General features: G+C 69.2%; 27 protein-coding genes and 1 tRNA gene. 22 read left to right on the forward strand and 6 right to left on the reverse strand.

The window, feature by feature from the left end:
* Positions 1 to 31: 31 nt before the first annotated feature.
* The 3 genes from HUW46_RS27555 to HUW46_RS27565 all read right to left on the reverse strand — a co-directional run bounded on the left by HUW46_RS27555 (position 32) and on the right by HUW46_RS27565 (position 3,232).
* Complete coding sequence (locus HUW46_RS27555) at positions 32 to 652, reverse strand: TetR family transcriptional regulator (protein WP_215541702.1); 621 nt, start codon at positions 650 to 652, stop codon at positions 32 to 34.
* A 23-nt stretch (positions 653 to 675) separates the two neighbouring features.
* Positions 676 to 1,653: an iron-siderophore ABC transporter substrate-binding protein gene (locus HUW46_RS27560; protein ID WP_215550147.1), complete on the reverse strand. Its 978-nt coding sequence runs from the start codon at positions 1,651 to 1,653 to the stop codon at positions 676 to 678.
* Between the two features lie 94 nt (positions 1,654 to 1,747).
* A complete protein-coding gene (locus HUW46_RS27565; RefSeq protein ID WP_215541703.1) occupies positions 1,748 to 3,232 on the reverse strand; it encodes a S10 family peptidase in 1,485 nt (494 codons plus the stop codon).
* 21 nt (positions 3,233 to 3,253) lie between these two features.
* On the opposite strand from HUW46_RS27565, the gene HUW46_RS27570 reads away from it, so the two are divergent.
* The 3 genes from HUW46_RS27570 to HUW46_RS27580 all read left to right on the forward strand — a co-directional run bounded on the left by HUW46_RS27570 (position 3,254) and on the right by HUW46_RS27580 (position 5,584).
* Positions 3,254 to 3,961, forward strand: a complete 708-nt coding sequence (locus HUW46_RS27570) for a uracil-DNA glycosylase (protein ID WP_215541704.1) — start codon at positions 3,254 to 3,256, stop codon at positions 3,959 to 3,961.
* A gap of 179 nt (positions 3,962 to 4,140) precedes the next feature.
* Entirely contained in the window at positions 4,141 to 5,466 is a 1,326-nt protein-coding gene (locus tag HUW46_RS27575; protein WP_215541705.1) for an NAD(P)/FAD-dependent oxidoreductase, read from the forward strand.
* Positions 5,467 to 5,510: 44 nt separating this feature from the next.
* Positions 5,511 to 5,584 (forward strand) — tRNA-Leu (locus tag HUW46_RS27580).
* 87 nt (positions 5,585 to 5,671) lie between these two features.
* Here the strand turns inward: HUW46_RS27580 and HUW46_RS27585 are convergent.
* On the reverse strand, positions 5,672 to 6,733 hold the full coding sequence (locus tag HUW46_RS27585; protein ID WP_215541706.1) for a ParB/RepB/Spo0J family partition protein: 1,062 nt from the start codon (positions 6,731 to 6,733) through the stop codon (positions 5,672 to 5,674).
* A gap of 738 nt (positions 6,734 to 7,471) precedes the next feature.
* Between HUW46_RS27585 and HUW46_RS27590 the strand changes: the two genes are divergently transcribed.
* The 17 genes from HUW46_RS27590 (at position 7,472) to HUW46_RS27670 (ending at position 20,146) form a co-directional block, all read left to right on the forward strand.
* Entirely contained in the window at positions 7,472 to 8,704 is a 1,233-nt protein-coding gene (locus HUW46_RS27590) for a YcaO-like family protein (RefSeq protein WP_215541707.1), read from the forward strand.
* A 16-nt stretch (positions 8,705 to 8,720) separates the two neighbouring features.
* Entirely contained in the window at positions 8,721 to 9,377 is a 657-nt protein-coding gene (locus HUW46_RS27595) for a TOMM precursor leader peptide-binding protein (protein WP_215541708.1), read from the forward strand.
* Positions 9,374 to 11,017 (forward strand): hypothetical protein, encoded by a 1,644-nt coding sequence (locus HUW46_RS27600; protein ID WP_215541709.1) that lies wholly within the window; start codon positions 9,374 to 9,376, stop codon positions 11,015 to 11,017. The genes HUW46_RS27595 and HUW46_RS27600 overlap by 4 nt, the downstream gene beginning before the upstream one ends.
* On the forward strand, positions 11,014 to 11,742 hold the full coding sequence (locus HUW46_RS27605; protein ID WP_215541710.1) for a nitroreductase family protein: 729 nt from the start codon (positions 11,014 to 11,016) through the stop codon (positions 11,740 to 11,742). The genes HUW46_RS27600 and HUW46_RS27605 overlap by 4 nt, the downstream gene beginning before the upstream one ends.
* 18 nt (positions 11,743 to 11,760) lie before the next feature.
* On the forward strand, positions 11,761 to 11,928 hold the full coding sequence (locus HUW46_RS27610; RefSeq protein WP_215541711.1) for a thiocillin family RiPP: 168 nt from the start codon (positions 11,761 to 11,763) through the stop codon (positions 11,926 to 11,928).
* 14 nt (positions 11,929 to 11,942) lie between these two features.
* Entirely contained in the window at positions 11,943 to 12,125 is a 183-nt protein-coding gene (locus HUW46_RS27615; RefSeq protein ID WP_215541712.1) for a thiocillin family RiPP, read from the forward strand.
* A gap of 25 nt (positions 12,126 to 12,150) precedes the next feature.
* Positions 12,151 to 12,321 carry a thiocillin family RiPP gene (locus HUW46_RS27620; protein ID WP_215541713.1) on the forward strand — a complete coding sequence of 57 codons (171 nt, stop codon included), beginning with the start codon at positions 12,151 to 12,153 and terminating at the stop codon, positions 12,319 to 12,321.
* 41 nt (positions 12,322 to 12,362) lie between these two features.
* Positions 12,363 to 12,527: a thiocillin family RiPP gene (locus HUW46_RS27625; RefSeq protein ID WP_215541714.1), complete on the forward strand. Its 165-nt coding sequence runs from the start codon at positions 12,363 to 12,365 to the stop codon at positions 12,525 to 12,527.
* 73 nt (positions 12,528 to 12,600) lie between these two features.
* On the forward strand, positions 12,601 to 12,789 hold the full coding sequence (locus HUW46_RS27630) for a thiocillin family RiPP (protein ID WP_215541715.1): 189 nt from the start codon (positions 12,601 to 12,603) through the stop codon (positions 12,787 to 12,789).
* Positions 12,790 to 12,840: 51 nt separating this feature from the next.
* Complete coding sequence (locus tag HUW46_RS27635; protein WP_215541716.1) at positions 12,841 to 13,023, forward strand: thiocillin family RiPP; 183 nt, start codon at positions 12,841 to 12,843, stop codon at positions 13,021 to 13,023.
* Positions 13,024 to 13,193: 170 nt separating this feature from the next.
* Positions 13,194 to 14,291 (forward strand): hypothetical protein, encoded by a 1,098-nt coding sequence (locus HUW46_RS27640; protein ID WP_215541717.1) that lies wholly within the window; start codon positions 13,194 to 13,196, stop codon positions 14,289 to 14,291.
* Complete coding sequence (locus HUW46_RS27645) at positions 14,288 to 16,762, forward strand: lantibiotic dehydratase family protein (protein WP_215541718.1); 2,475 nt, start codon at positions 14,288 to 14,290, stop codon at positions 16,760 to 16,762. The genes HUW46_RS27640 and HUW46_RS27645 overlap by 4 nt, the downstream gene beginning before the upstream one ends.
* Positions 16,732 to 17,607 (forward strand): lantibiotic dehydratase C-terminal domain-containing protein, encoded by an 876-nt coding sequence (locus tag HUW46_RS27650; RefSeq protein ID WP_215541719.1) that lies wholly within the window; start codon positions 16,732 to 16,734, stop codon positions 17,605 to 17,607. The genes HUW46_RS27645 and HUW46_RS27650 overlap by 31 nt, the downstream gene beginning before the upstream one ends.
* Positions 17,608 to 17,685: 78 nt before the next feature.
* Positions 17,686 to 18,651, forward strand: coding sequence for an ABC transporter ATP-binding protein (locus tag HUW46_RS27655; protein WP_215541720.1), 966 nt, complete (start codon positions 17,686 to 17,688; stop codon positions 18,649 to 18,651).
* Complete coding sequence (locus HUW46_RS27660; RefSeq protein ID WP_215541721.1) at positions 18,651 to 19,415, forward strand: ABC transporter permease; 765 nt, start codon at positions 18,651 to 18,653, stop codon at positions 19,413 to 19,415. The genes HUW46_RS27655 and HUW46_RS27660 overlap by 1 nt, the downstream gene beginning before the upstream one ends.
* Before the next feature lie 36 nt (positions 19,416 to 19,451).
* Entirely contained in the window at positions 19,452 to 19,859 is a 408-nt protein-coding gene (locus tag HUW46_RS27665) for a hypothetical protein (protein ID WP_215541722.1), read from the forward strand.
* Entirely contained in the window at positions 19,856 to 20,146 is a 291-nt protein-coding gene (locus HUW46_RS27670; RefSeq protein WP_215541723.1) for a winged helix-turn-helix domain-containing protein, read from the forward strand. The genes HUW46_RS27665 and HUW46_RS27670 overlap by 4 nt, the downstream gene beginning before the upstream one ends.
* A gap of 39 nt (positions 20,147 to 20,185) precedes the next feature.
* On the opposite strand, the gene HUW46_RS27675 is transcribed toward HUW46_RS27670, so the two are convergent.
* Both HUW46_RS27675 and HUW46_RS27680 read right to left on the reverse strand, forming a co-directional pair.
* Positions 20,186 to 20,560, reverse strand: a complete 375-nt coding sequence (locus HUW46_RS27675) for a VOC family protein (RefSeq protein ID WP_215541724.1) — start codon at positions 20,558 to 20,560, stop codon at positions 20,186 to 20,188.
* Between the two features lie 74 nt (positions 20,561 to 20,634).
* Positions 20,635 to 21,237: a TetR/AcrR family transcriptional regulator gene (locus tag HUW46_RS27680; protein ID WP_215541725.1), complete on the reverse strand. Its 603-nt coding sequence runs from the start codon at positions 21,235 to 21,237 to the stop codon at positions 20,635 to 20,637.
* Between the two features lie 86 nt (positions 21,238 to 21,323).
* Here HUW46_RS27680 and HUW46_RS27685 point away from each other — a divergent pair, with 86 nt between their 5' ends.
* Both HUW46_RS27685 and HUW46_RS27690 read left to right on the forward strand, forming a co-directional pair.
* Complete coding sequence (locus HUW46_RS27685) at positions 21,324 to 22,259, forward strand: alpha/beta hydrolase (RefSeq protein ID WP_215541726.1); 936 nt, start codon at positions 21,324 to 21,326, stop codon at positions 22,257 to 22,259.
* Positions 22,260 to 22,304: 45 nt separating this feature from the next.
* The gene (locus HUW46_RS27690; protein WP_215541727.1) at positions 22,305 to 23,318 is read left to right on the forward strand and encodes a LysR family transcriptional regulator; all 1,014 of its coding nucleotides are present in this window, start codon (positions 22,305 to 22,307) and stop codon (positions 23,316 to 23,318) included.
* The last annotated feature ends 36 nt before the right edge of the window (positions 23,319 to 23,354 follow it).

Here is a 23,354-nt window from a genome sequence, read left to right on the forward strand (position 1 = left end):
CCCCGGGTTCTCCCGGGGGCCGCTTTCGTTGCTACCGCTTGAGGTTTTCGATCAGCAGGCCCAGTTCGTCCGCGAACTCGGGCGCGCACGAGGCGTCCATCAGCGCGGGCAGCGCGCGGTACAGGCTCGGCAGCTCGTCCTCGGTGACCACCCGCCGGAACCAGTCGTCCACCTGCTCCGTCCTTTTCGGACTCTTCGCCACGTCGACGGTGTCGCGCAGCGCGGACCCGAAGAGCAGGCCGATGAGCGTGCGGTAGGTCTTCGCCGCGCCCCGCTCGTCCAGCCCGGCGTCGAGCAGGGCCGACAGGAACGCGTCGATCAGCCGCAGCGCGCCGGGCGAGCGCGGATTCGCCTCGCCCGCGGCCATCGCGCGGATCGCGGCCGGGTGCGCGGCGAACGCGGCGGCCGCGCCCGTCCCCAGCGCGCGCAGCCGTTCTTCCCACGGCAGTGCGGGATCCGGCAGCTCCACGGACTCGAACACGCGCGCGGCGAGACCGTCGAGCAGATCGCCCTTGTTCGCGACGTGGTTGTAGAGCGACATCGCCTCGACGCCCAGCTCGGCGGCGAGCTTGCGCATGGACAACGACGGCAGGCCCTCCGCGTCGGCGAGCGCGAGCGCCGCGTCGAGCACCTTCGCCCTCGACAAAGTCATGCGCCCAGCTTACGGCGTAAGCCTCACGAGGCGGGTTTCACCGGCGTGCCCGGGTCGCCGTCGACCGCGGCCGCGAGCTGTGGGACGAGCCGATCGAGCTGGAAGGGCAGGCTGAGCACCGAGACGAAGGAAGTCGCGTGCCCGTACGCGGTGCCCTCCTCGACGAACACCTCGCGCTTCTCCTTCGCCACCTTCAGCCCGCTGTAGAGCCGGTCCGAGGCGAGTTTCGCCTGTCCCTCCGCGGCGGTGCCGACCACCCAGATCAGCGCGTCGCGGTCCAGGAGATCGGTGCGCTCGGCGCTGATGTTCGCCCCGAACTTGTCGCCGATCGCGGCGTCGAGGTCGGCGGGCAGCTTGAAGCCGAGCGAGGTCAGCAGTCGCGAACGCGGGTCCTGGCTGCCGTAGACGAAGTACCCGTCGTAGATCGTCGCCATCACCGCGCTGGCACCCTCGAACTTCGGGTTTTCCTTGCGTACCTTGGCGAACCGGTCCTCGACGCCCTGCACGAGCTTCGCCGCGTCGTCCTGCTTCCCGAGGATGCGGCCGATCTGCTTCGTGGTCTCCTGCCACGGGATGCCGAAGTCGGTGTACTCCTTCGGCTGCGCCACCGTCGGCGCGATCTGGGACAGCTTGTCGTAGCTCTCCTTCGTCATCCCCGAATACAGCCCGATGATCACGTCGGGCCGCAGCGCCGCGATCTTTTCGAACTGCGGTCCGCTGGTGTCCTGCAGGACCTCCGGGACTCCGGCGCCGCCCAGCTTCCCGCTCGCCCACGGGCCGATCTCGCCGGGGAAGGCGCCGATCCACTTCGTCGTCGCGACCGGCACCACGCCGAGCGCGAGCAGCGAGTCCTGTTCGGTGAGGCCGACCGTGACCACCCGCTTCGGCGCGCTCGCGATCGTCGTCGAGCCGTACTTGTGCTCGATCGTCACCGGGTACGCCCCGCCGGGCGCCGCCCCCTTTTCGGGAGGCTGGGCGCCCGAGCAAGCGGCGGTCGTCATGAGCGTGGCGGCAAGGGCCCCGGCGAGGATGCGGCGGATCACCCCGCTCACTCTATAGGTAAGCCTTACCTATCCAAAGGGACGATTTTCGCGTCTACCGGTTCGAGGCGGACTGGACGAAGGCGGCCAGGTCCTTCGACTGCTGTATCCGCGAAGGCTCGTGGGCGTACATCATGTGGCCTGCCGGGTAGTACGCCGACTCGATGTTTTCCCTCAGTTCCTCCGGGATGGCCAGCGCCGCCAGCACGTGCTCGGCGGCGAAGTACGGTGTCGCGCCGTCGTAGTGTCCGAACGCGACGTGCAGCTTCAGGTGCGGGTTCGCGCGCATCGCCGCGCTCAGCGTGCCCACCGCGGTCACCGGCCTGCCCTCGAAGTCCGAATAGGACCAGTTACGCACGACGTCGAGCGAGAGGACCTGGTACGGCAGGTCGTTCTCGTAGCCGAGTTCGGCACGGATGTAGTGGTTGAACGCCGCCGAGTAGGCGCCGATGAGACGCGACACCGAGGGGTCGTCGCTCATGTGCTCGCGGCCGCCGTCGGGCTCCCACGTGGTGAACCGGCCGTCCATCCGGCCGGTGACCAGGCCGCGGTCGCGCAGCAGCTCGGTGAAGAACCGGATGTGCTCGATGCGCAGGTTCACCCTGTCCACATAGGACTCGTCGAGCCCGGTGAGCGAGGCGAGCGTCTGCACGGCCTCGGTGCGCGCCTCCGGGGACAGGCGCGCGCCCTGCGCCAGCGCGTACGGCAGCTCGCGCGAGGCGAACTCCTCCGCGTCGGCGAGCACGTCGTCGAGCGGGCGTTCGCCGTGCAGGCCGTGGTAGTGCGCGATCGCGGCGTAGGTCGGCACGAACAGCGAGTAGGCCAGGTCGTTGCCCTCGTGGAAGCGGATCGTCCCCATGTCGAGCACCGACGAGATGAGCATCAGCCCGTTCAGGTACAGCCCGCAGCGCTCCTGCAGGTGCCCGGCGAGCGCCGCCGCGCGCAGCGTGCCGTACGACTCACCGGCGAGGAACTTCGGCGACAGCCACCGCTCGTTGCGCGACACCCACAGCCGGATCACCTCGCCGACGGATTCGATATCGGGCGTGAAACCGTGGTAGTCGGCGGGTTTCTCGCCCGTGGCAGCGCGCGAGTACCCCGTCGAAACGGGGTCGATGAACACCAGGTCGCTGTGTGCGAGCAGGGTTTCCGGGTTGTCCGCGAGCCGGTACGGCGGCGGCTCCGGCGAGTCGACGTCACCGGAAACCACCCGGCGCGGCCCGAGGACTCCGAGGTGGAGCCAGACGCTCGACGCGCCGGGGCCGCCGTTGAACGCGAAGGTCACCGGGCGGGTCGTCGGGTCGGCGCCGTCGAGGGTGTAGGCGGTGAGGAACACCTCGGCCTTCGCCTGGTGCCCCTCGAACTTGCCGTCGGTGACGACCTCCTTGCGCAGCACCACCCGGCCCGTCTCCGCGGTGTAGGCCAGCTTGCGGCGCTTCACGGTGATCGTGTGCTGGGTGGCGACCAGGTCGTCGGCGGGTTCCGCCTTGGCGGGCTCGGCCGCTTCGGTCTCGCCCTGTTCCTCTTCGTGCTCACTCATGCCGCCAACCTACCTAGCACAATGCGTGTCGTGCCCCAACGACGCTTGCGCTCCCTCGCCGAACTCGACGAGGCCGTCACCACCTGCCGGGCTTGCCCACGCCTCGTCGAATGGCGCGAGCGCGTGGCACGCGAAAAGCGCGCCGCCTTCGCGGGCGAGACCTACTGGGGACGGCCGGTGCCCGGATTCGGCCCGCACGACGCGTCGCTCGGCATCGTCGGCCTCGCCCCCGCCGCGCACGGCGCGAACCGCACCGGCCGCATGTTCACCGGAGACCGCTCCGGTGATGTCCTGTACCAGGCGCTCTACGACGTCGGCCTCGCGTCGCAGCCGACCGCGGTGGCGATCGGCGACGGGCTCACCCTGCGCGGCACCCGCATCATGTCGCCGGTGCGGTGCGCCCCGCCGCAGAACAAGCCCACCCCCGAAGAGCGGGACCGCTGTCGTCCCTGGCTCGCCCATGAGCTGGAGTTCCTGCGGCCGACGCTGCGCGCGATCGTCGTGCTGGGCGCCTTCGGCTGGCAGGCGCTGCTGCCCGTGCTCGCCGACGCGGGCTGGCCGGTGCCGAGGCCGCGGCCCGCGTTCGGCCACGGCGCGCACGTGCTCCTCGGCGACCTGCACCTGTTCGGGTGCTTCCACGTGTCGCAGCGCAACACGCAGACCGGCAAGCTGACCCCCGCGATGCTGCGCGACGTGCTCGTCGACGCGGCGGGGACGGCGGGGCTGTAGGACCTAGGTCCCGGCGAAGACGAGACCGTTGATCCCTCGCGCGCCGGAGTGGTTCGAGCGGACCCTGGAGTAGGAAGGGACCGGACCTCGACTGAATCGGTGCCGAAGTGGCGGCGACGCTGGTCACAGCGGGATGGGGTCCCCGAGCGGTACCGCCAAAGGAATGGGAGCATAGGACCATGGCCGCAGCGAAGTCGGAACCGACACGGATCTTGGTTCTCGGTGGTGGGTACGTCGGTCTCTACACGGCGTTCGGGCTCCAGAAGATGCTCCGCGCCAACGAGGCCTCCGTTACCGTCGTCGACCCCCAGCCGCACATGACGTACCAGCCGTTCCTCCCGGAGGCGGCCGCCGGTGCGATCGAGCCGCGGCACGTGGTGGTGCCGCTGCGCCGCGTGCTCAAGCGGTGCCACGTGCTGACCGCGCGGGTCACCAAGATCGAGCACGAGCGCAAGTCCGTGACGGTCGAGGCGGCCGACGGGCACGTCGAGGCGCTCAACTACGACGTCCTCGTGGTCGCGCTCGGTGCCGTCGCCAGGATCCTGCCGATCCCCGGCCTCGCCGAGCAGGGCATCGCCTTCAAGACCATCGGCGAGGCGATCTACCTGCGCAACCACGTCATGACGAAGCTGGACGAGGCGGCCAGCACGCTCGACCCCGAGCTGCGCAAGCGCCTGCTGACGTTCACCGTCGTCGGCGGCGGGTTCGCGGGCATCGAGGCGCTCGCCGAGCTCGAGGACATGACCCGCTTCGCCACCCAGTACTACGAGAACATCAACCCCGAGGACATCCGCTGGGTGCTCGTCGAGGCCGCCGGGCGGATCCTGCCCGAGGTGCGCGAGACCCTCGGCGTCTACACCGTCGAGCAGCTCGAGAAGCGCGGCATCGAGGTGTACCTCTCGACGGCGGCGAAGTCGTTCGAGAACGGGCACGTGGTGCTCTCGGACGGCACCGAGTTCGACACCGACACCATCATCTGGACCGCCGGTGTCAAGGCGAACCCGGTGCTCGCCAACTCGGACCTCCCGCTCGACAAGCGCGGCAGGCTGCAGGCCACCGCGGCGCTGCAGGTCGTCGGCAACCCGGACGTGTGGACCGCGGGCGACATCGCCGCCGTGCCGGACCTTTCGCGCACCGAGGCCGACCCGACGGCCACCTGCCCGCCGAACGCGCAGCACGCCGTCCGGCAGGCGCGCCACCTCGCGAAGAACATCATCAAGTCGATCCGCGGCGGGCAGCCCAAGGACTACTTCCACAAGAACCTCGGCGCCGTCGCCAGCCTCGGCCTGCACAAGGGCGTCGCCGACGCGCTGAACCTGAAGATCAAGGGCTTCCCGGCGTGGCTGTTCCACCGCGCCTACCACGTCAAGGCCATGCCCACCTTCAACCGCAAGGTCCGCATCGTCTTCGACTGGATGCTCGGCGGCCTCTTCCGCCGCGAGGTCGTGTCCCTCGGGCAGATCAACAACCCGAAGGAAGAGTTCACCCGCGCCACCAAGTCCTGACCTTGCCGCACCGGGGCACCGGTCAGTCCCCTAGGCTGACCGGCGCCCCCGTAGCCCAACTGGCAGAGGCAGTCGACTTAAAATCGACAAAGTGCGGGTTCGAATCCCGTCGGGGGCACTCTTCCGGCGCCGGGCAGCCCGCGATTCCCGACTTTCGGCTTCGCCGCTGTGCGCACCAGTCGCCAGCACACCAGCCGCCCGCTCTTCAAGCGGAGTTCGGATACCCCTTGACTCCAGCGGGTTTCGCGCGCTGTCGCACCCTGGTGTCCGGTCGCGGCCGGTCAGCCGTGAGCCGTTCGGCGAACTCGCCCCACACGGCGGCACAGGCATGGGCCAGGTCCACCACCGCGTCCCTGCAGTGCTGTGGGACGCTGGCGGCCAGTTCGTTCCACTGCTCGGGGCCCATCGCCTGCGCCTCGAGCCGCCGTAGCAGCGCGCGGCCTTGGTCGCTGTACCGGAGCGACGGATCGGCCCGCAGAACGCGAAGGCTCGACGTGAGATGCGCGAGCCGGTCGCTGGCCTCCGGTGCCGGTTCGGCCGCACCCGGCTCACCGCGCTGCTTCGGCGGGACCGGGTCTTTTCCCAGCCGAAGGCGTTTGAGCACGTCCGCGGTGGTGCCCACCGAGATTCCCGCGAGCGCGGACACCTCGCGGATGGTCAGATCCGGATTGGCCGCGAAGAGATCCCCTGCCCGTTTGCGGCCCTCGGCGCTGTTCAGCGGTCGAGCCCTGCCGTCCTTTCCGATTCGCCGCGCCGTGTCGCCGGTCCCGGCCGGCGCCCGTTTGCGGATCGTGGCGATGGTCTTGTCGGACAAGCCGACCGCGAGCGCGATCCGCCGGTTCGACCAGTGCGCGTGTGCTTCGATGACCCGGGAAGCGGCCGCCTCTCGGTCCGCCAGCGACAGCGGCAGGCCGTGCTCGATGTTCAGCGTCACCGCCAACAGGAACGCGGCCTCCTCGGTGCCGTCGAAGTAGCGGACCGAGATCTCGGTGTCGCCGCGCAGACCCGCCGCCCGGAGCCGGTGCATTCCATCGACAACCCGCATCGTCGGCCGGTGCACCACGATGGGCGGAAGCTCGATCACCGATTCCGACAGGGCAGTCACGTGGTCCGGCACCTCTCCGGAGAGGCGCGGTGAATCGGCTGGCCGCAGTGCTGTGATCGGCACGCGTTCGGGTGCGTCAAGACCCGCTCCCCGGGAGAAACCCGGCAGGCGGTTCACCGCTCGTTCCTCGGGATCGGCCGTTTCGGCCTTCGGCTCGCTCATGAACTCCCCAGTAGTGCGAAGACAGCACGCGTCAGTTATATGCCGCTCCGTTGACAAAGCGATTTCTCTGCTCCGCGCGTACTCTGTCGCGTTGAATCATTTCGGCTTGTTCGACTTCGAAGGGTCGAAGTCGAACAAGCACATTGGCGGCGCGGGGGTGGAACACGTGGTGTGCCCGGCCTGGCTCCCGGGTGTCGCTCGCGTTGCGGACTCGATCGGCGACAAGGAGTTAGCGCGATCGCGTGTCATGCCGTGGCAAGTGGGCCGTGAGGCCTGACGCGACCTCGGAAAAAACCGCCCCAACTGGTCGTTGTTGTCGTTCTTGATTAACGGTTCGGTGATCGTTGCGACTTTCCGACGCCGCGATGTACGCTCCCGACCAGCTTCCTTCAAGGTGGTTCTAGGGGATTTCGAATCGCCATCTTGACGGAGCGCTGACGGGTCGTTCCTTTCGGCGACCCGGCACGGCAGTTGTCCCACCCACGTCGGCGCGGCACGGGGTTTCGCTGTGCGGAACACCTTTACATCGGTGGTCGTTGCCGCCTTGTGCGCGCAGCGATTCCGATGCGCAGCACGCTGCGCGATTCGAGCCGCGGCCAAGGAGAAAAATTGTCGATGATGCGGGTTACCGAGAAGACTTCCGCTATACCAGAAACGCTTCGAGAAATGCGAAAACTGGTTTCGCCTTTCGGTCTGGTGTCCCGGCTGACGTGGTTGCCGGTCACTGAGGGGGAACCGGTGTTTTCGATCTACACCGGTGCCATCGGAGACCCCGGCGCGGCGGTGCCGACGCAAACCGGGTGGGTGCACAACGCCTCGTCGGGGAACTTCGACGGCGCGGGTGGCGCGCTCGATCCCGACCTGGCAGCGCATCTCGCCGTCGCGGAGTCGCTCGAGAGGTACTCCTCGTGCGTGTGGGACCCCGCCGAGCTGGTCTGGGCGAGCGCGGCGGAACTCGGGGAGGACGCGATCCCGCCGTCGGTGTGGCCCAACTGCTCCGCACGAGAACTGGCCGACCCGAAATGCGGGCTGGTCGCCTACGATCCGCGGATTCCGCTGCGCTGGGTCCGCGGCTGGTCGCTGACTAGGGGTAAGGCGGTTTTCGTGCCCGCGGCGCAGGTGTACTTGAAGTTCAGCCCGCAATCCGCGAGCGAGCGGTACCAGCACGCCGTGTCCACCGGGTGCGCGGCGCACGGGAACGCGCTCGACGCGGTGACCAACGGCCTGCTCGAAGTGGTCGAACGGGATTCCATCGCGTTGACCTGGCTGCAGCGGCTTCGCTTGCCGCGCCTCGAGTTCGACGAGAACGATCTGCCGGACGAGTACCGCGAATACTTCGAGCGAGGCCGGTCGGAGAACATCCGGACCCTGTTCTTCGACGCGACGAGCGATCTCGGCATCCCGGTGATCTACGGGGTGCAGCTTGCCGACCACGATCCCGATCTGTCCCAGCTCGTCGCGGCCACCTGCGACGTCGACCCGGCGAAAGCGGTGGCGAAACTGCAGCGCGAGGCGGCTTCGCTCCGCATCGCGCTGCGATCCTTCACCAAGGCCACCGGCGAGGCGGTCCCCGCGGACCCGCAGGACACGGTCAGTGTGATCGGCGGCGCGCTGCTCAACGGCCCGAGAGCGAACCGGGACAAGTTCGACTTCCTCCTCGACGGCGACCGCCCGGTGCGCCGGCTCGCCGACCTGCCCGCACTGGAGCCGGGCGAACAGCCGTTGCCGTGGCTGCTCGATCGGATGCACCGGGCCGGGCACGAGGTCGTTGTGGTGGACCTGACCACCGACGAGGCACGGCAGTGCGGCGCGACCGTGGTCAGAGTGCTCGTACCACAGGCGATGCCGCTGTCCTTCGCGCACCGCGCGCGCTACCTCGCCCATCCCCGGCTCTACTCCGCGCCGGCCGCGATGGGGCATCCGGTCCGCGGCGAGGACGACATCAACCCCGACCCGCAGCCGTTCGCCTGAGCCGGAGGAAAACCGTATGAGCAGTACCGATTCATCCGTCGACGCCAAGCAGATCCTGGTGCTCACGAAGGGCGCGTTCGGCGACGCGGTCGGCGCGAGGCTGAGCGAGCTCCTGCCCGTGACCGTGCGGGACGTGGCCGAAGGGACCCACCCCGGCCTCTGGCCGTACACCGAGCTGGTCGTGCTGGCGACTTCGCACGAGCGGCCGCGGCTGGCCGAAGCGGTCGACGAAGCCGCCTTCCGGCTCGGCGCGGCGTGGTTCCCCGTGCGCCATGGCGCCACCGACCTGCAGTGCGGTCCGGTTGTGGTGCCCGGCCGGACCGCCTGCCACAAGTGCTACCTCGCCCGCCGGAACCAGCATCGGCGCGTCGCCGGCCCGGAGCACGACCCGGACCGCGCCCAGCCGACCGGATTCCCGCGGCACCACGTGGGCATCGCGACCGGGTTCGCGCTGCAGGCGATCGACGAGGTGTTCGCGGGGCCGGGCCCGAACCGGCTCGGCGCCACCGTCCGGCGGTTCGATCAGGTGGTCGGCACCGTTTCGCGGTCTTCGGTGGTCGCGGTCGACCGGTGCACCCGGTGCCGGAAGTCCGGTGGGTCGCGGTCCGAAGAGTTGTTCGAGCAGTTGGCTCCGCTTTCGGCGGGAAGCAAGGACTTGGGGAGAGCGATATGAACGGGCCATCGGTGATCACCGCCGAATCGATCGGCACCGCCGCGAAGTTCGACCCGCAGCTCCGCGTGCCGGAGCGGCCTCGGGTACGGCGCGGGCTGGTGATCCACCCCGAGCCGGACGAAGTGGTCGTCGAAGGCGGCCCGAAGCGCCAGCTTTTCCGGGGCCGGTCCGCGACGGCCCTGCTGCCCTCGCTGCTCGACCGGCTCGACGGCCGTGCCGGGCACGAAACCATCGCCGCCGACCTGGAAGTCAGCGAGGACGTGGCCTTCAAGGCGCTTTCCTTGCTGTGGGCGTGCGGTGTCATCGAGGAAGGGCCTCCCGAAGAGCTCCCGGTTCGCGAGGTCGAGCCCGAGCTGGTGGACTACCTGTCCAGGATCGGCGATTCCACCGGTGCGAACGCCTCCTGGGAGCAGGCGGTGACGCGGCTGGAATCGGTCCGGCTGGAGATCTTCGGCGCGTCGGCGCTGGCCGAAGCGCTCGTGGCCGAGCTCGCTCCGGCGGTCGATGCGCGAACGGCCGACGGTTCCCTGCCGCGACCGGACACCACCGTTGTGGTGTGGATCGACGCGGCAGGGGTGAGCGCGGACGAAACGATCCGGCACTGCTGGGACAAGGGCATCCCGCTGGTCCGGTTCCGGATCGACGGGCGGACGGCGGATCTGGGCCCGGTGGCCGATCCCCGCACCACTCCGTGCCTCTACTGCCTGGCGTCCGGAAACACCAGTGATGACAGGGTGGCACGGGATGGCGATGTCGAACTCGCGACGGCGTTGTTCGCCAGGGACCTGTTCGCGATGCTCTCGCGGAGCACGCCGTCACCGTTGCCGCTGCGGTCACGCCGGGTGGACCTCGACGACCTCAGCCAGTGCGAAGTCTCCGCCGCGACCCGACCCGGTTGTGAGCTCTGCTCTGTCGCGGACGGTCCCGTCGCCTCGGAGGCGGCTCTGCCCACGCGTTACGAGGCTTCGGTCGCGATGCCGCCGAAGGAGTTCGCGGACCTCAAGGCGCACCAGATGCACTACAAGCCGTCGAACCTCGCCCTGCAACGCCAGTCGCGGACCTGGCCGGTGGCGCCGAAGTCGGACCTGCCCGCCCCCTCGTTCGAGCTGCTCGCTCCCGATTGGGAGCCGACAAAGGCCACTGTGGACGGTAAAACGTCCGATGTGGACGCTGAGCTGCTTTCACTGGTGCTGATGACGACCGTCGGAATCAAGGGCGTGACCGAGCAGAAGGTCCTTCGCTGGACCGCCAGCGGCGGCAACATCGGCTCCGTCATCGCCTACGTGGTGGTGCGCTCGTGCGCTGGTGTCGAACCCGGCATCTACGGCTACGTCAGCTCGACGCACCAGCTGGCGCGGCTTTCGACCCGCATCGGCGCGGTGCCCGGCGACGCCCCGGTCACCGTGGTGCTCGGTGGCGACTACGGCAAGGTCGCCGAGAAGTACTCGGCGTTCGCGCTGCGGATCGTGTTCCTCGACAGCGGCTGCGCGCAGGCCACCGCGCGGGAGGTTTGCGGACTGCTCGGCATCGGGTTCCGCCAGCGCCCCGACTTCGACGACCGCCTGCTGGCGGACGCGATCGGGTTCGATCCCGCCGTCGAACCGATCACCGCGGTACTCGACCTCGGAGGAGCCCAATGAGCAGCCCGATCGATCTCGCCACGCAGGTGCTCGCCGAACTGACCGAGGATCGGCCGGCCGGGGGCGGGAGCGTGGCCAGAACGACGACCGAACCGGCCGCGCTCGGATCCACCGTCGTGGTGAACGCGGAACCGCGGGCCCGATCGTCGTTTCTCGACGCTTTGCGACACCGGAGTTCACAACGGTTCTTTGCCAGGGAATCGGTCGGCGCGGCGCATATCGCGGATCTCGTCGGCCGCGGGCTCGACGCCGATCGGGCGGCGTGGCCCGGCGAGCAGGCAGCGGGCGCGCTCGGGGTGAGCGTGGTCGCGTTCCGGGTGGACGGGCTCGAACCGGGGATCTACCGGTTGGATAGCGCGGCGCGAAGCTACACGCGCGTCGCTCCGCTCCCGACGGGCGAGGCGCGCTACAGCCTCACTCTGCAAGCCGAGTTCTGCGAGTCCGCCGCGATCGTCTCGCTGGCCGCGGATCTCGACCGGGTCGCAGCGTCGACGGGGGCGCACGGTTACCGGATGTTGATGTCCAGGACCTCGGCCGCCGCTTACACGATGTGGCTCGACGCGGTGGCAACCGGGCTGGCCGGCACGGTGTTCGCCGGGTTCATTCCGGCTTCCGTGCGCCAGCCGTTGCACAGCGACGGCAGCAGCAGGCACGAGCTCTTCGCGTTGGCTCTCGGCGTGCCGATCGCGCCCCCGGAACCGCCGGAGACACCAGGACTCCGGTAGCAAGGAGAAAGGAAGTACATGCCCGAACCCGATTTGGAACTCTACGCGCTCGGCGATTCATTGGAGTTCGAAACGCTTTCCGACGGCAACGCGCTGGCCTCGGTGTCGACCGGTGGCTCGGTTTCCACCGCCTCGTGCCCCGCCACCAGCGCCAGCTCGTTCGCCAGCTTCTCCACCGCCACCTGAGAGGGGTGACCTCGATGCACGACGTGTACTCGCTCGATCTCCACGCCGTCGACCTGTTCGATGACGGCCCGCTGATCGAGACGTTGCCCGAAGGCAACGCGCTCAGTACCTACAGCACCGCGGGCACGCTCGGCACGGCCAGCTGCCCGGTCAGCAGCGCGGGCAGTGTGCTGACGGCCAACTGCCAGAGCGGCTGACCCGTTACCACGAAAGGAGAATCCCATGTCGCTCCCGAACGGGATCGATCTGTACGTGCTCGACGAAGAGCTGGCGATCGAGGAACTGCCGGAAGGCAACGCACTCGGTAGCTGGTTCTGCGCGGCCTCGGCTTCGACGGCGTCCTGCCCGGGAAGCTCGGCGGCCACCGTCGGTACTTCATCCACCTTCGGCTGAGCTAGATCAGCGCAGCCGTGAAAATGAGAAAGGAATCAACCATGTCGGACACGTTCGAACTGTTCGCGCTGGAAGGTGAACTGGCCGTCGAGGAACTGCCGGAAGGCAACGCCCTTTCGTCGTCCAGTTCCGCGAGCACGGTGTCGTCCATCGCTTGCCCGCTTACCAGTGCCGGTACCGCCAGCAGCCTCAGCTGCCTCGGCTGAGGCTCACCATAGAGCCGGTGTGCCCGGTCGCGCCACGACCGGGCACACCGGGTCCTGCGGAAGGACGGTTGACATGTCCAACACCGTCAGTGTAGTTCGCGCCGAGATCGATCTCTACGCCCTTGACGGGGAGCTCGGTGTCGAACCGTTGCCGGAGGGCAGCGCGCTGGGGTCGTTTTCGACGCTGACCTCGGCACTGACCATGTCCTGCCCCGGCAGCTCGGCGTCGTCGGTGACGTCGGCGAGCTCGGCTTCCGGCTGATCGACGGAGTTCGCGGAATCGCGTGCTCCCCAGGAGAAAGCGGGTGATCCCATGATCGACGAACTGTCGTCGGCGGCGTTCGAGCTGTACGCGGTCGACGGTGAGATGGCGCTGGAGGAGCTTCCCGATGGCAATGCGCTCGGGTCGTTCTCCTCGGCCACCTCGGCAGGGTCGTTCTCTTGTCCGGTCAGCTCGGCGTCGTCGGTGACCACGGCGTCGTCGGCTTCGGGCTGATCGCGCGTCCCTGGCCGCCGTCCGCGGCGGCCAGGGACGTCAGCGCTTCCAGGAGGCCCTTCGCGGGTGGAATCGGTGGAGTGAGGTAACGCAGATGAGCACTGACGACGTGATTTTCCCAGCGGAGGAATCGTGAGCACTGACGACGTGATTTTCCCAGCGGAGGAATCATGAACACCGCGGCGCCCAAGCTCCGCGAGGAGCTGGAACTCCTTCGGGGCATGGACGACACCCCGTTGATCTTCGATCCGGTGACCGGCCACTACCACCGGATTTCGCCGGCGGCCGAGGTGATCGTCAAGCATCTCGACGGTTCGCGCACGAAAGCGGATCTCGTCGATTTCCTGTCCGGTGGCCAGTCCACGAGGTCGGCGGCGCTCGAGCGGAACCTCGATCCGTTCCTGGCCACTTTGGACAAGAGCGGCCTGCTGGTCGGTTCGGCCCTCCCGGATGGGAAGCGCAGCTCCGACCGGACGCGCTCGTCGATGCTCATGCCGAGGGTGGTGCTCACCCGGTCGCTGCCGAAACTGCTGGAGCCCGTCGCCCGCGTTTTGCGTGTACTTCCGGTCAAGTACCTCGCCATCTTGCTGGGCCTGGTCTCGCTCGCTGGCTACGGGTACGGGATGTACGCCCTGTTCGGGGGGACCCCGCCGATCGCCTACGTGTACGTCCCGGCTTTCCTTACCGCGACGGCGGTACAGCTGCTCGTCGTGCTGGTCCACGAGCTTTCGCACGCCGTCGTCGCCCAGGTGCTGAAGGTGCCGGTCCGGGGGCTCGGCGTCGCGCTGCTGTTCTATTTCATGCCGGTCGCCTATGTGGACCGCACGGACGCCTACCGGTTGCCGGGCCGCGGCGGCCGGGTCGCGCTCGCTCTGGCCGGGATCACCAGCGACGGCATCGTATGTGGCCTGACCGGGCTGACCGCGCTCACCTCCACCGGGTTCGTCCAGCTCTCCGCGATCTTCCTGCTGAGCCTGCAGTTGCTCGGCCTGATCGTGAACATCAACCCGCTGCTGCCGTCGGACGGGTACTCGGCCGTCGAAGCGGCGACCGGGCTCGTCGATCCGCGTGGCAGGGCGTTCACCGTGCTCAAGTCCGTCGTCCGTGGTCGTGCACTGCCGCCCTATCTGGCCTCGATCTCCCGCGGGGCGAAAGCTTCGTACTTCGCTTACGGCGTCGTGTGCGTCGCTTATGGCTGTGTGCTGTTCGCCGGTGTCCTCTACACCCTGTTCACCATCGCGCGCCTGCTGTTCGGGCTGGGCGCATGACCGCCATCACGACCGCGCCGGCCAGCGCGGATCCGTTGCTCCCGCTGGCAGGGCCGTTCCTGGTCAGGGTCGCCGGGCTGGACTCCTCTGCGCTGGACGCGGTGGTGCCCCGGGTGGCGGAGGAGCTCGCGGCGGTGCGCTCGGCCGAGCGGCGGCTGGACACCCACGCGGGTCCCGTCATCGATGTCCTTTTCGGACTGGTCCCGAAGCTCGACGACGACGTGCCGCTCCGCAGGGAGGTGCTCGCGGGCAAGCGGAGGGTCAACCGGAGAGCCGAGCTCGGCTGGGGCACCGGCACGCGGGAACGGCTTCGCGCCAGGATTTCGGCCGGGGACGTGAATCTCGTGGCGGAGTGGGACGAGCTCATCCGCTCGCGGGGCGAGCTGATGGCCGAGCTGACCGGCGCGCTGGCCCGTCACCGGGCCTCCGCGCTGGAAGGACTTCGAGAAGTACTGCGGGACAAGGGATTCCTGGAATCGCTCGCGATCGCGGCGCCGGATTGGATCCGGTACGGCAGACCGCACGAGCGCGGGTTCGACAATCCGAGGGAGCTCCAGACGCTCTACTCCTACGTCGCGCGGGCCGCGCTCAAGACGAGCCCGTTCTCCGGGCTGACCACGGTCGGCCTCGGTGGCAGGCGCGGGTCGGGGCGCAGTGGGAACCGGACCTCCGCGACGGTCGCCTACCTCGCGTTGCTGCGGCTGGCGCGGTCGGAAACCACCGCTCCGCTGCTGGACTACCGTCCCGCCGTGATCCGCGACGGCGGCGCGGGCGAGCCGGCTGGCGTTCTCGTCCACTCCGAACTCGTGCTCGCCGAAGGCACCGTGTGGCGCCAGGACCGGGTCGTGGAGGCCGATCACGCGCTGCGCTGGATCTCCGGTTTCGCCGGGCGCGACCGCGTCAGCTACCGCGAAGTACTCGAGGCGGTCGGCGGACAGCGCCCGTTCGCCCGGTTCCGCAGGCTGCTCGACTCCGGGGTGATCCACCCCGTGGTGCCGTGGCGCAGGTGCGAGGCGCCGCTCCCGGTGCTGGCGGACCTGGTCCGGGGCACCGAGTCGGAAATCCCGGCGGACGACCTCGCGCTCGCGCACGACCTCGGGGCCCGGTCCGGCGATGGCGATGTGGCCGCGAGGGCCGCGGCCGGTGCGCGGATCGCGAAGGTGACCGAAGGGTGGGCCATCCGCCAGGAGGCGGGCGGCAGGCCGAGCGGGTTGGTCTACGAAGACCGGGAAACCGATCTCGAGCTGCCCGACCCCCGGCTGTTCAGCGCGGTCGGCGATGACCTCAGCGCGCTCGGCGCGAAGATCAGGCCGAAGCTGTTCCGCTCCCATGTCTACGATTTCCTGCTCGAACGGTTCGTGGCCGAGTTCGGCGCGGGTGGCTGCTGCGTGGACCCGCTGGGGTTCCTGATGCGGCAGATGGTGGAACGCGACAGCAACCCCGGGTACGACATGGCCACCGCGGCGGATCAGCGAACCAGGACGGGCGACCCCGGCGAACGTGCCTGGCTGCCGGTCGGCCCGACCAGCGCGCCGCCGAACGCCGGCGTGATGTTCCAGCTCGAAGCGGACAGCTACGAGGCCGTGCTGGCCGGAGGCCACCGGCTGGTGGTCAACAACTTCGGCGCGGGAACGGGTGGCATGTTCGCCCGCTTCCGCGGCCTGCTCGGCGAGGAGTTCAGCGCCAGGCTCGCCGAGCACATCGCGCGGTGCTGGTCCGGCGTGCCGTGCCGGGAGCTGGTGCCGTGGACCGAATGCAACACCGCGCAGGCCGAATGCGCCGGCATCCTGCCGCCACTGCTGGTGCCCGGTGAGCTGACCACCTCCGGAGCGTCCACTTTGGACGACACCGTGCTCGTGCACGACGCGGGCACGAACACGCTTTCGCTCTGCGACCGCGCCGGTGCCCCCTTCGGCCTCGCCTACCTCGGCCTGGTGCCGCAGCACCTCACGCACTCGTACGTGCGGTTGCTCGCCGTGCTCGCGGATCCGTGGATCAACGCGAGCCAGGACTGCGACTACACCCTCGACAAGATGCCGCAGCTGCTCCGCCGTGCGGGTCAGGACGTGGTCTCGCTGCCCCGCACGCAGCTGGACCGGGTGGTGATCGGGCGGGCGTCGTGGCTCGTCCCCGTCGACGCGATCCCGCCTGCCGTGGCCGATGACGCCGCGTTCGCCCTCGCGCTCCGTGAGTTCCGCGACCGGCACGGGCTCCCCGGCGAAGTGTTCGCGCACCAGCTCTCGGTGTTCCCCGGAGTCGGGGCGCGGAAACCGATGTGGATCAGCCTCGACTCGCCACTGTCGATGCGGGTCTTTCGCCAGTGGCTGGAAACCGGGACGAGGCATGTGCGGCTCGTCGAAGTGCTGCCTTCGCGTACTGGCCATCCGCAGCGCGACGACGACGGGCGGCGGAGGGTGACCGAATACGTCACGCTGCTGTCGTGGCCGCGCCCCGCTGGGAGGTCCCGATGATGGTTCCGGCGAACACGGCGGACTGGTGGTACGTGCGGGCGTATCCGGGCCGGGTCGACCTGATGGACGAAGCGGCCAGGGTGGTGCTGCCGTGGCTGCGCGCGCGAGCCGACGAGGAGTCGGCTGTCGGCTGGTTCTTCATGCGCTACCTCGACATCACCGGTTTGCACCTGCGGCTGCGGATCAACTGCGATCCCGACGGCGTCGACCGGATCCACGACCGCGCCGACGAGCTGACGGCGTTGTTGCACACCGTCCGCGGCGCGGGATCGGGACCAGGGCTCACCGGCCGCCCCCCGGTGTTGGGCAGGACGGGACCGAAGAAGGTCACGCCCTGCTTCTACGCTCCCGAGCTCGTGAAGTACGGCGGGCGGCCGGGTGTCGCACTGGCCGAAGCGCTGTTCTCCGCCGCGTCGCGGTGGTATGTGGACAACGACATCTCCGCCGTCGACCGGCGGTACGAGCGGGCTGCCATGGCCGTGCGCTACCTCGCCGAAGTGGTGGGAACCGCCATGCCCGGCCGCGAACGGGAGTTCTGGACCGCGCACCGCAAGCAGTGGGGGTGGCAGCTCCGGCTCGAGGTTCCGGACCAGCAGGAGCTCCGCGAAGTGTTGCGCACCACGGCCGGCGGGATCGCCGCCGCGTCCGCGATCCCGCCGGTGTCGGAGCACGCGGCGGTGGTGGCCGGCACCGCCGCTCGCGCCGCCACCAGCGCCGTCCCGGTCGACCCGGCGAATCTGCTGCTCCAATACGTCCACCTGGATCTCAACCGCTGGGGCTTCACCCCTGCCGAGGAATGCCTGCTCGGCATCGTCGCCGCCTCCAGTCAGATCAATGGCAAGTAGTTTCCATTTTGGAAAGTAGATGCTAGTTTTGCAAGTGTTAGGCGGGATGCTTGCCGGGAACGGGAAGGATGTGGCGTGATGACGCCGGAGGAGCCGGTGGTCCGCTTCGAAGAGGTGGTCAAGCGCTATCCGGGTCCAGCCGGGGAGGTCGTCGTGCTCGACGGCGTGCGGCTCACCGTCGGCCGTGGCGAGGTCTTCGGCCTGCTCGGCCCGAACGGGGCGGGCAAGACCACCAGCATCGAGATCATGGTGGGCCTGCGGAAGGCCGATTCGGGCCTGGTGCGGGTACTGGGGCTCGACCCGGTCGCGCGGCGCGACGAGATCAGGGCGCGGGTCGCCATCCAGCCGCAGCAGGCCGCCGTGTTCGAGCACCAGACCGTCATCGAACTGCTCTCCACCTGGGCGTCGTTCTACCCGGAGCCCGACAGTCCGGAAACGGTGCTCGCCAAGATGGGGCTCAGCGAATCACGGGACAAGAAGATCGCCAAGCTTTCCGGCGGCCAGAAGCAACGGGTACTGGTCGGCCTCGCGCTCGTTTCCCGGCCGCGCCTGCTCGTGCTCGACGAGCCGTCGACCGGGATGGATCCCAATGCGCGACAGGAGCTGTGGGACGGGTTGCGCGCTTACCGGGACGAAGGCGGCACGGTGCTGCTTTCGACGCATTCGATGGAGGAAGCGCAATTGCTGTGCGATCGCGTCGCCGTGCTGCACCGCGGGCGGACCGTCGCCTGCGGGCCCCCCGGTGAGCTCATCCGCGAACACGCACCGGACCGGGAGATCCGCTTCACCGTGCGGGCAGACCGCGATCTGAGCGTGGTCGAACCGCTGACGACCGCCTGGGAGATCGCCCCCGGTGGTGAAGGCGAGACCAGCGTCCGGTTGCGCACCACCGATCCGGATGCCGTGTTCGCGGTCATCGCCGGCACGCTCGGAGCGCGCCGCATCGAGGTGACCGACGCCGGGCTGGAGGGCGTGTTCCGCAGGCTCACGGGTCATGATTTCGCCGAAGCGGACGACGAAACCGGCGTGCGAGGAGCGGCCTGATGACGACCCTCACCGCGACACGTGCGCTGACTTCGTTGCACGCCAGGGAACTCCTGCGCGATCATCGGTACTTCTGGTTCGCGCTCTTCTTCCCCTACGGCATGCTCGGCGTCTTCCTGCTCATCGGCTCGGTGCTGCCGGCGGGGGGCGGCGGGCCCGATTTCAACCAGATCGTGATCCCGATGGCGCTCTTCCTGGCCGTCACCAGTGCCGCGCTCACCCTCACGGCGGGTCCGCTCGCCGCGATGCGGAGCAAGGGCACGTTGCGATTGCTCGGCACCACACCGGTCGGCAGGGCGCGCTTGCTGTTCACCCACATGTCGGTCCGGGTGGTGATGATCATCTGCCAGACCGGCGTACTGCTCGGGATCGCCACCGCGCTCGGCGCCGTCCCCGCCGCGAACCTGCTCCCGCTGTTCGGCATCACGGTGCTGGGCATGGCGTTGTTCGGCAGCATCGGCTACCTGATCGGCGGGCGGCTGTCGTCCCCTGACGCCGCGACCAACCTCGGTACGCTGGTGCAGCTCGCGGCGTTGTTCCTCGGCGGGCTCACCTTCCCGCTCCACCTCCTGCCCGCCGCCGTGGGCAGGACGCTCGGGTACCTGCCGACCTCCTTCTACGCCGATCTGATGCAGACTCAACTGCCGACGGGCAGGCCGATGCACCCGTTCTGGCTTTCGGTGCTGGTCATCGTGTGCACCACGGCGGTGTTCGCGGTACTGGCGGTCCGCACATTCAAATGGGATCAGGACGAACCGCGCTGAGTTGTAGGCTCCTGGCGTAGGGAGGACCGTCGAAACATGGACAAGGCAGCAGCGGAACAGGCGCTGGACACCGCGGAGTCGGTTTCGGCGAAAGTGCTCGGACAGGGCCGCTGGCACCCGGGAGCGCTGCTGGCGCTCGGCGCGCTCGAAGCCGCCATCGTGCTGACCGGCGGTCTCGGGCAGGTGGGGCTGCTGCTCATGCCGGGCAGCCTGCTCCCGCTCCTCGCCTTCATCATCTACACGGCCACCCGCCCGGTGGTCAGCCGGCACCAGCGCGTCCGCTACCCGATCCTCGGCGGGGTTGTGGCACTCGTCGTTTCGGTCGCGGGCCCGCTCGGGCAGGTGAAGTTCGCCGGTAACCCGGCCTGGTGGGTGCCCGCCGCCGTACTCAGCGTGATCCCGTTCGCACTGGCGGCCTGGTTCGAGGTGCGAGGCCGCCGGTGAACCACCCCCGGCTCGCACTGGACCCGGTGATCCACTCGCCGATCCGGTTCTCCATCACCGCCGCGCTCGCCGCCGTCGACGAGGCCGATTTCAAATCGGTCAGGGACGCGGTGGAAATTTCCGATTCGGTGCTGTCCAAGCAGATCTCGACGCTCGAAGAGGCTGGCTACGTCACCGTGCGCAAGATCTTCGTCGGCAAACGTCCGCGCACCTACATTTCACTGACGGCGCGCGGCCGCAAGGCGTGGGGCACCCATGTTCGGGCCCTGCGCGAAATCGCCGGGTGACGGGTCCGGCGATCCCGCGGCCAATGATCAGCGGCCTGGTCATTCCGGCCGTGGGGCGAAGATCCGGAAGGTATTGCCCTCCGGGTCGAGGAACACCACCCACCGGACGCCGTCCTGTTCGTTGTCGCTGCCCCGTTCCGCACCCAGCGCCTCGACACGATCGGCTTGCTCGGACCAGTCGGTTTCGCCGCCGAGGTCGAGCATCAGGCGGTTCTGCCCGGTGGGGAGATCGCCTTGGGGTTGGTGGAACATCCAGGTCGGGCCGTCGCCGTCGAAGCCGATCGTCGCGAAGGCTGCCGACGCGCCGTCGTCGACGGATCGCATGAGCACTTTCGCCCAGAACTCCGCCAGTGCCGCCGCGTCGCGGCAGTCGAAGGAGTACATGCCGACCTTCATGCTGTCGGTGCTGGCCATCGTGGTTCCTCTCTTTCCGGGTCCTGGGACAGGAACTGTCCTATCCGATCGGCCACCGGCGCGCCAGGGCCGGATCAGCCGCCGGCGTCCAGAGCGGCGAACAGGCGTTCCAAGCGCGCGCGGTGGGTCTTCCGGACGGTTCTCGGAGCGGTGCCCGCGATGCGGTGGCGGGCGGTTTCCGCCAGGACGGTGCTGTAGCCCGCGAGGAAGAACGCGGCGAGCAAGGTGGCGTCGCCTTCGAAGGCCGCGTCGTTCTCCAACTCCTCGGCCAGGATCTGGTGAAGTTCGGCCGCGAGGGTTCGCGCGTGCGCGACGAGCGCGGGGGAGTCCGCGATCGTCCGGAAGAAGGGCGCGGAACCGTCGGCGAGACCGGAGAGCGGGTGCCGATCGTCGGCGAGGCGAAAGCACAGGTCCCGCAAGGACTTCAGCGCGTCCACCGCTGGTTCGCGGTCGCGGATGGCCGAGCGCAGCAGATCGGCCGCCTCGGCGGCGCGGTCCAGGAAGAGGTCTTCCTTGCGCGGGAAGTGGTTGAACACCGTCACACTGGAGACTCCGGCTTCGCGTGCGACATCGGAGACCGTGACGGCGTCGTACCCGTGCTCGATGAACATCCGGTTCGAGACCTCCAGGATCCGTGCGCGCGTCCGCGGGCCGCCGCGTTCGCTGGTTCGGGGCATGGGTTCCACTTCCTTGTGTGACTTAATTTAGTCAGTTAAGGTAGTGTTCGATCCGGTGCCAGGCAAGGATCGAGGGGAGCCGAGTCATGAGCGAGCGCACTTTTCCCGCTCCGTCCACGGTCAGCGAGCAGGCGCGAACTTGGCTCGCCTTCGACGGCGGTGAGCTGTCGTACCCGGCCGCCGAGGACACCGGTGCGTGGCTCGCGATGGCCGAGCGGGCGAACCAGTCCACGGTGCACCGGTTTCCGATCTCCGAAATGCCGGTCCACGTCGAAGATCTCGACGTGGACGGCGCCACCGTGTACGCCGCGAAGCCCCATGGGGCCGGGGAAAAGGCGGTCTTCCTCTGGCTGCATCCCGGCGGACTCCTGGTCGGTGGCGGGGCCGCGTGCCGCGCGACGACGGCGAAGACCGCGTCGTCCACCGGCATGCTCGTCTGGGGCGTGGACTACCGCCTGCCGCCACTGCACCCGTACCCCGCCGCGCTGGACGACGCGTTCGCCGTGTACCGGCGCGCGGTGCGGGACCGCGATCCCTCGCGCGTTTTCGTCGGAGGCGACTCCGCGGGCGGGAACATCGCGGCGGCCCTTCTGCTGCGCGCCAAGGACGCCGGACTGCCGATGCCCGCGGCGCTGGTGCTCAACACCCCGCAGGTCGATCTCACCGAGGAGGGCGACACGTTCCAGACCCTGCTCGGCGTCGACAACGTCCTTCGAAGCCTGCGCGCCACGAACGCCCTCTACGCGGCCGGGGCCGATCTGCGGGACCCGTACCTCTCCCCGCTCTTCGGTGACGTGACCGGTTTCCCGCCGACCTTCCTCCGCAGCGGCACCCGCGATTTGTTCCTTTCGAACACGGTCCGGATGCACCGCAAGCTCCGCGACGCCGGAGCGGAGGCCGAACTGCACGTGTTCGAGGCCATGCCGCACGGCGGTTTCGGGGGCGACGCGCCGGAGGATCGGGAGGCCGCCGCCGAACAACGCCGCTTTCTCGACAAGTGCGGAGCTGGCCTACGAAAGTAGGGCAAAACTGTCGCTCACCACCGTGGATACCTACCATCGAAGCTCATGGAGCTGGATGCTCGGCATCTGAGAGTGGTTTGCACGATCGCCGACGCGGGCAGCTTGACCAAGGCCGCGGCCAGACTCGGGTTGTCGCAGCCCGCGCTCACCAACCAGCTCCGGCGCATCGAGCTGGTGCTGGGCGGCCCGCTGTTCCTCCGCACCCGCCACGGCGCGGTGGCCACCAGCCTCGGCGAGTTCGTCGTGGCCAGGGCGAGGCCCGTGCTGGGCGTGCTCGACCGGCTGCGGGAGGACAGCATCGACCACTGCGGAGCCCAGCGGCCGCTGCGGTACATCGCCACGCCGGGGCCGCTGGGAGCCGGGCTCCTCCGTGCCCTCGAGGACTTGTGGACGGGCGGCGCCACCCTGCGCACCGAGGCCGATGCCGTCGTCGCGGCCGAACTGGTCGCCGACGGGCAGCAGGACCTCGCCGCGGTGGCCGTCTACGTACGGCCGGGTTTCGTGCTGCCTGCCGGGGTGGAAGATCTGATCGTCGCGGAGGAACCGGCGTTCGCCCTGGTCAGCGGCGGACATCCGGCCGCGAGCAGCGCCGAGGTCGGCGTCACCCTTGCTGACTTGCGCGACGAGGCATGGGCGTTGCCCCCGGCGTCGAGCAGCGGGCTGATGGCCGCTTTGGCCGAGGAGTGCGCGCGGGCGGGTTTCACCGCACGGGTCCGCTACGAAGTCGAAGCGAGTGTGGCCCGAGAACTCGTCGCGGCCGGGGACGCGGTCGGCCTCGGGCAGGCGACCTTCTACCCCACGGACAACATCGTCGCGGTCCCGCTGCGCGACGAACCGCTGCGCATCCGGCACCGGCTGCTGTGGCGCACCGCCGGTGCGGTCGCCCCGGTGATGCCCACGATCGCCCGCCGGGCCCGCGAGGCGTACCAGCGCGCTGTCGACCGCAGCCCGCACTACCTCGCCTGGCTGGCCAGACATCGCGTGCCGGTGCCCCGGCAGGTCGCGAGCCCCGCGACGAAATCTTCTCCCCGCACCAGGGATCTGGCGCCACAACGCTGAAATCCGGGTGTCCCTGGCCCGTCCTCGACGCGCCAG

It is taken from the genome of Amycolatopsis sp. CA-230715 (assembly GCF_018736145.1).
GTDB lineage: Bacteria > Actinomycetota > Actinomycetes > Mycobacteriales > Pseudonocardiaceae > Amycolatopsis.

Bases quoted from the DNA above. Each gene is read 5' to 3' on its own strand.
- HUW46_RS27655 (WP_215541720.1), top strand. From the start codon at position 17,686: ATGACGCCGGAGGAGCCGGTGGTCCGCTTCGAAGAGGTGGTCAAGCGC.
- HUW46_RS27585 (WP_215541706.1), bottom strand. From the start codon at position 6,733: ATGAGCGAGCCGAAGGCCGAAACGGCCGATCCCGAGGAACGAGCGGTG.
- HUW46_RS27665 (WP_215541722.1), top strand. From the start codon at position 19,452: ATGGACAAGGCAGCAGCGGAACAGGCGCTGGACACCGCGGAGTCGGTT.
- HUW46_RS27620 (WP_215541713.1), top strand. From the start codon at position 12,151: ATGTCGCTCCCGAACGGGATCGATCTGTACGTGCTCGACGAAGAGCTG.
- HUW46_RS27575 (WP_215541705.1), top strand. From the start codon at position 4,141: ATGGCCGCAGCGAAGTCGGAACCGACACGGATCTTGGTTCTCGGTGGT.
- HUW46_RS27560 (WP_215550147.1), bottom strand. From the start codon at position 1,653: ATGACGACCGCCGCTTGCTCGGGCGCCCAGCCTCCCGAAAAGGGGGCG.
- HUW46_RS27610 (WP_215541711.1), top strand. From the start codon at position 11,761: ATGCCCGAACCCGATTTGGAACTCTACGCGCTCGGCGATTCATTGGAG.
- HUW46_RS27685 (WP_215541726.1), top strand. From the start codon at position 21,324: ATGAGCGAGCGCACTTTTCCCGCTCCGTCCACGGTCAGCGAGCAGGCG.
- HUW46_RS27675 (WP_215541724.1), bottom strand. From the start codon at position 20,560: ATGGCCAGCACCGACAGCATGAAGGTCGGCATGTACTCCTTCGACTGC.
- HUW46_RS27570 (WP_215541704.1), top strand. From the start codon at position 3,254: ATGCGTGTCGTGCCCCAACGACGCTTGCGCTCCCTCGCCGAACTCGAC.
- HUW46_RS27615 (WP_215541712.1), top strand. From the start codon at position 11,943: ATGCACGACGTGTACTCGCTCGATCTCCACGCCGTCGACCTGTTCGAT.
- HUW46_RS27625 (WP_215541714.1), top strand. From the start codon at position 12,363: ATGTCGGACACGTTCGAACTGTTCGCGCTGGAAGGTGAACTGGCCGTC.
- HUW46_RS27660 (WP_215541721.1), top strand. From the start codon at position 18,651: ATGACGACCCTCACCGCGACACGTGCGCTGACTTCGTTGCACGCCAGG.
- HUW46_RS27690 (WP_215541727.1), top strand. From the start codon at position 22,305: ATGGAGCTGGATGCTCGGCATCTGAGAGTGGTTTGCACGATCGCCGAC.
- HUW46_RS27565 (WP_215541703.1), bottom strand. From the start codon at position 3,232: ATGAGTGAGCACGAAGAGGAACAGGGCGAGACCGAAGCGGCCGAGCCC.
- HUW46_RS27640 (WP_215541717.1), top strand. From the start codon at position 13,194: ATGAACACCGCGGCGCCCAAGCTCCGCGAGGAGCTGGAACTCCTTCGG.
- HUW46_RS27605 (WP_215541710.1), top strand. From the start codon at position 11,014: ATGAGCAGCCCGATCGATCTCGCCACGCAGGTGCTCGCCGAACTGACC.
- HUW46_RS27680 (WP_215541725.1), bottom strand. From the start codon at position 21,237: ATGCCCCGAACCAGCGAACGCGGCGGCCCGCGGACGCGCGCACGGATC.
- HUW46_RS27635 (WP_215541716.1), top strand. From the start codon at position 12,841: ATGATCGACGAACTGTCGTCGGCGGCGTTCGAGCTGTACGCGGTCGAC.
- HUW46_RS27595 (WP_215541708.1), top strand. From the start codon at position 8,721: ATGAGCAGTACCGATTCATCCGTCGACGCCAAGCAGATCCTGGTGCTC.
- HUW46_RS27600 (WP_215541709.1), top strand. From the start codon at position 9,374: ATGAACGGGCCATCGGTGATCACCGCCGAATCGATCGGCACCGCCGCG.
- HUW46_RS27555 (WP_215541702.1), bottom strand. From the start codon at position 652: ATGACTTTGTCGAGGGCGAAGGTGCTCGACGCGGCGCTCGCGCTCGCC.
- HUW46_RS27645 (WP_215541718.1), top strand. From the start codon at position 14,288: ATGACCGCCATCACGACCGCGCCGGCCAGCGCGGATCCGTTGCTCCCG.
- HUW46_RS27630 (WP_215541715.1), top strand. From the start codon at position 12,601: ATGTCCAACACCGTCAGTGTAGTTCGCGCCGAGATCGATCTCTACGCC.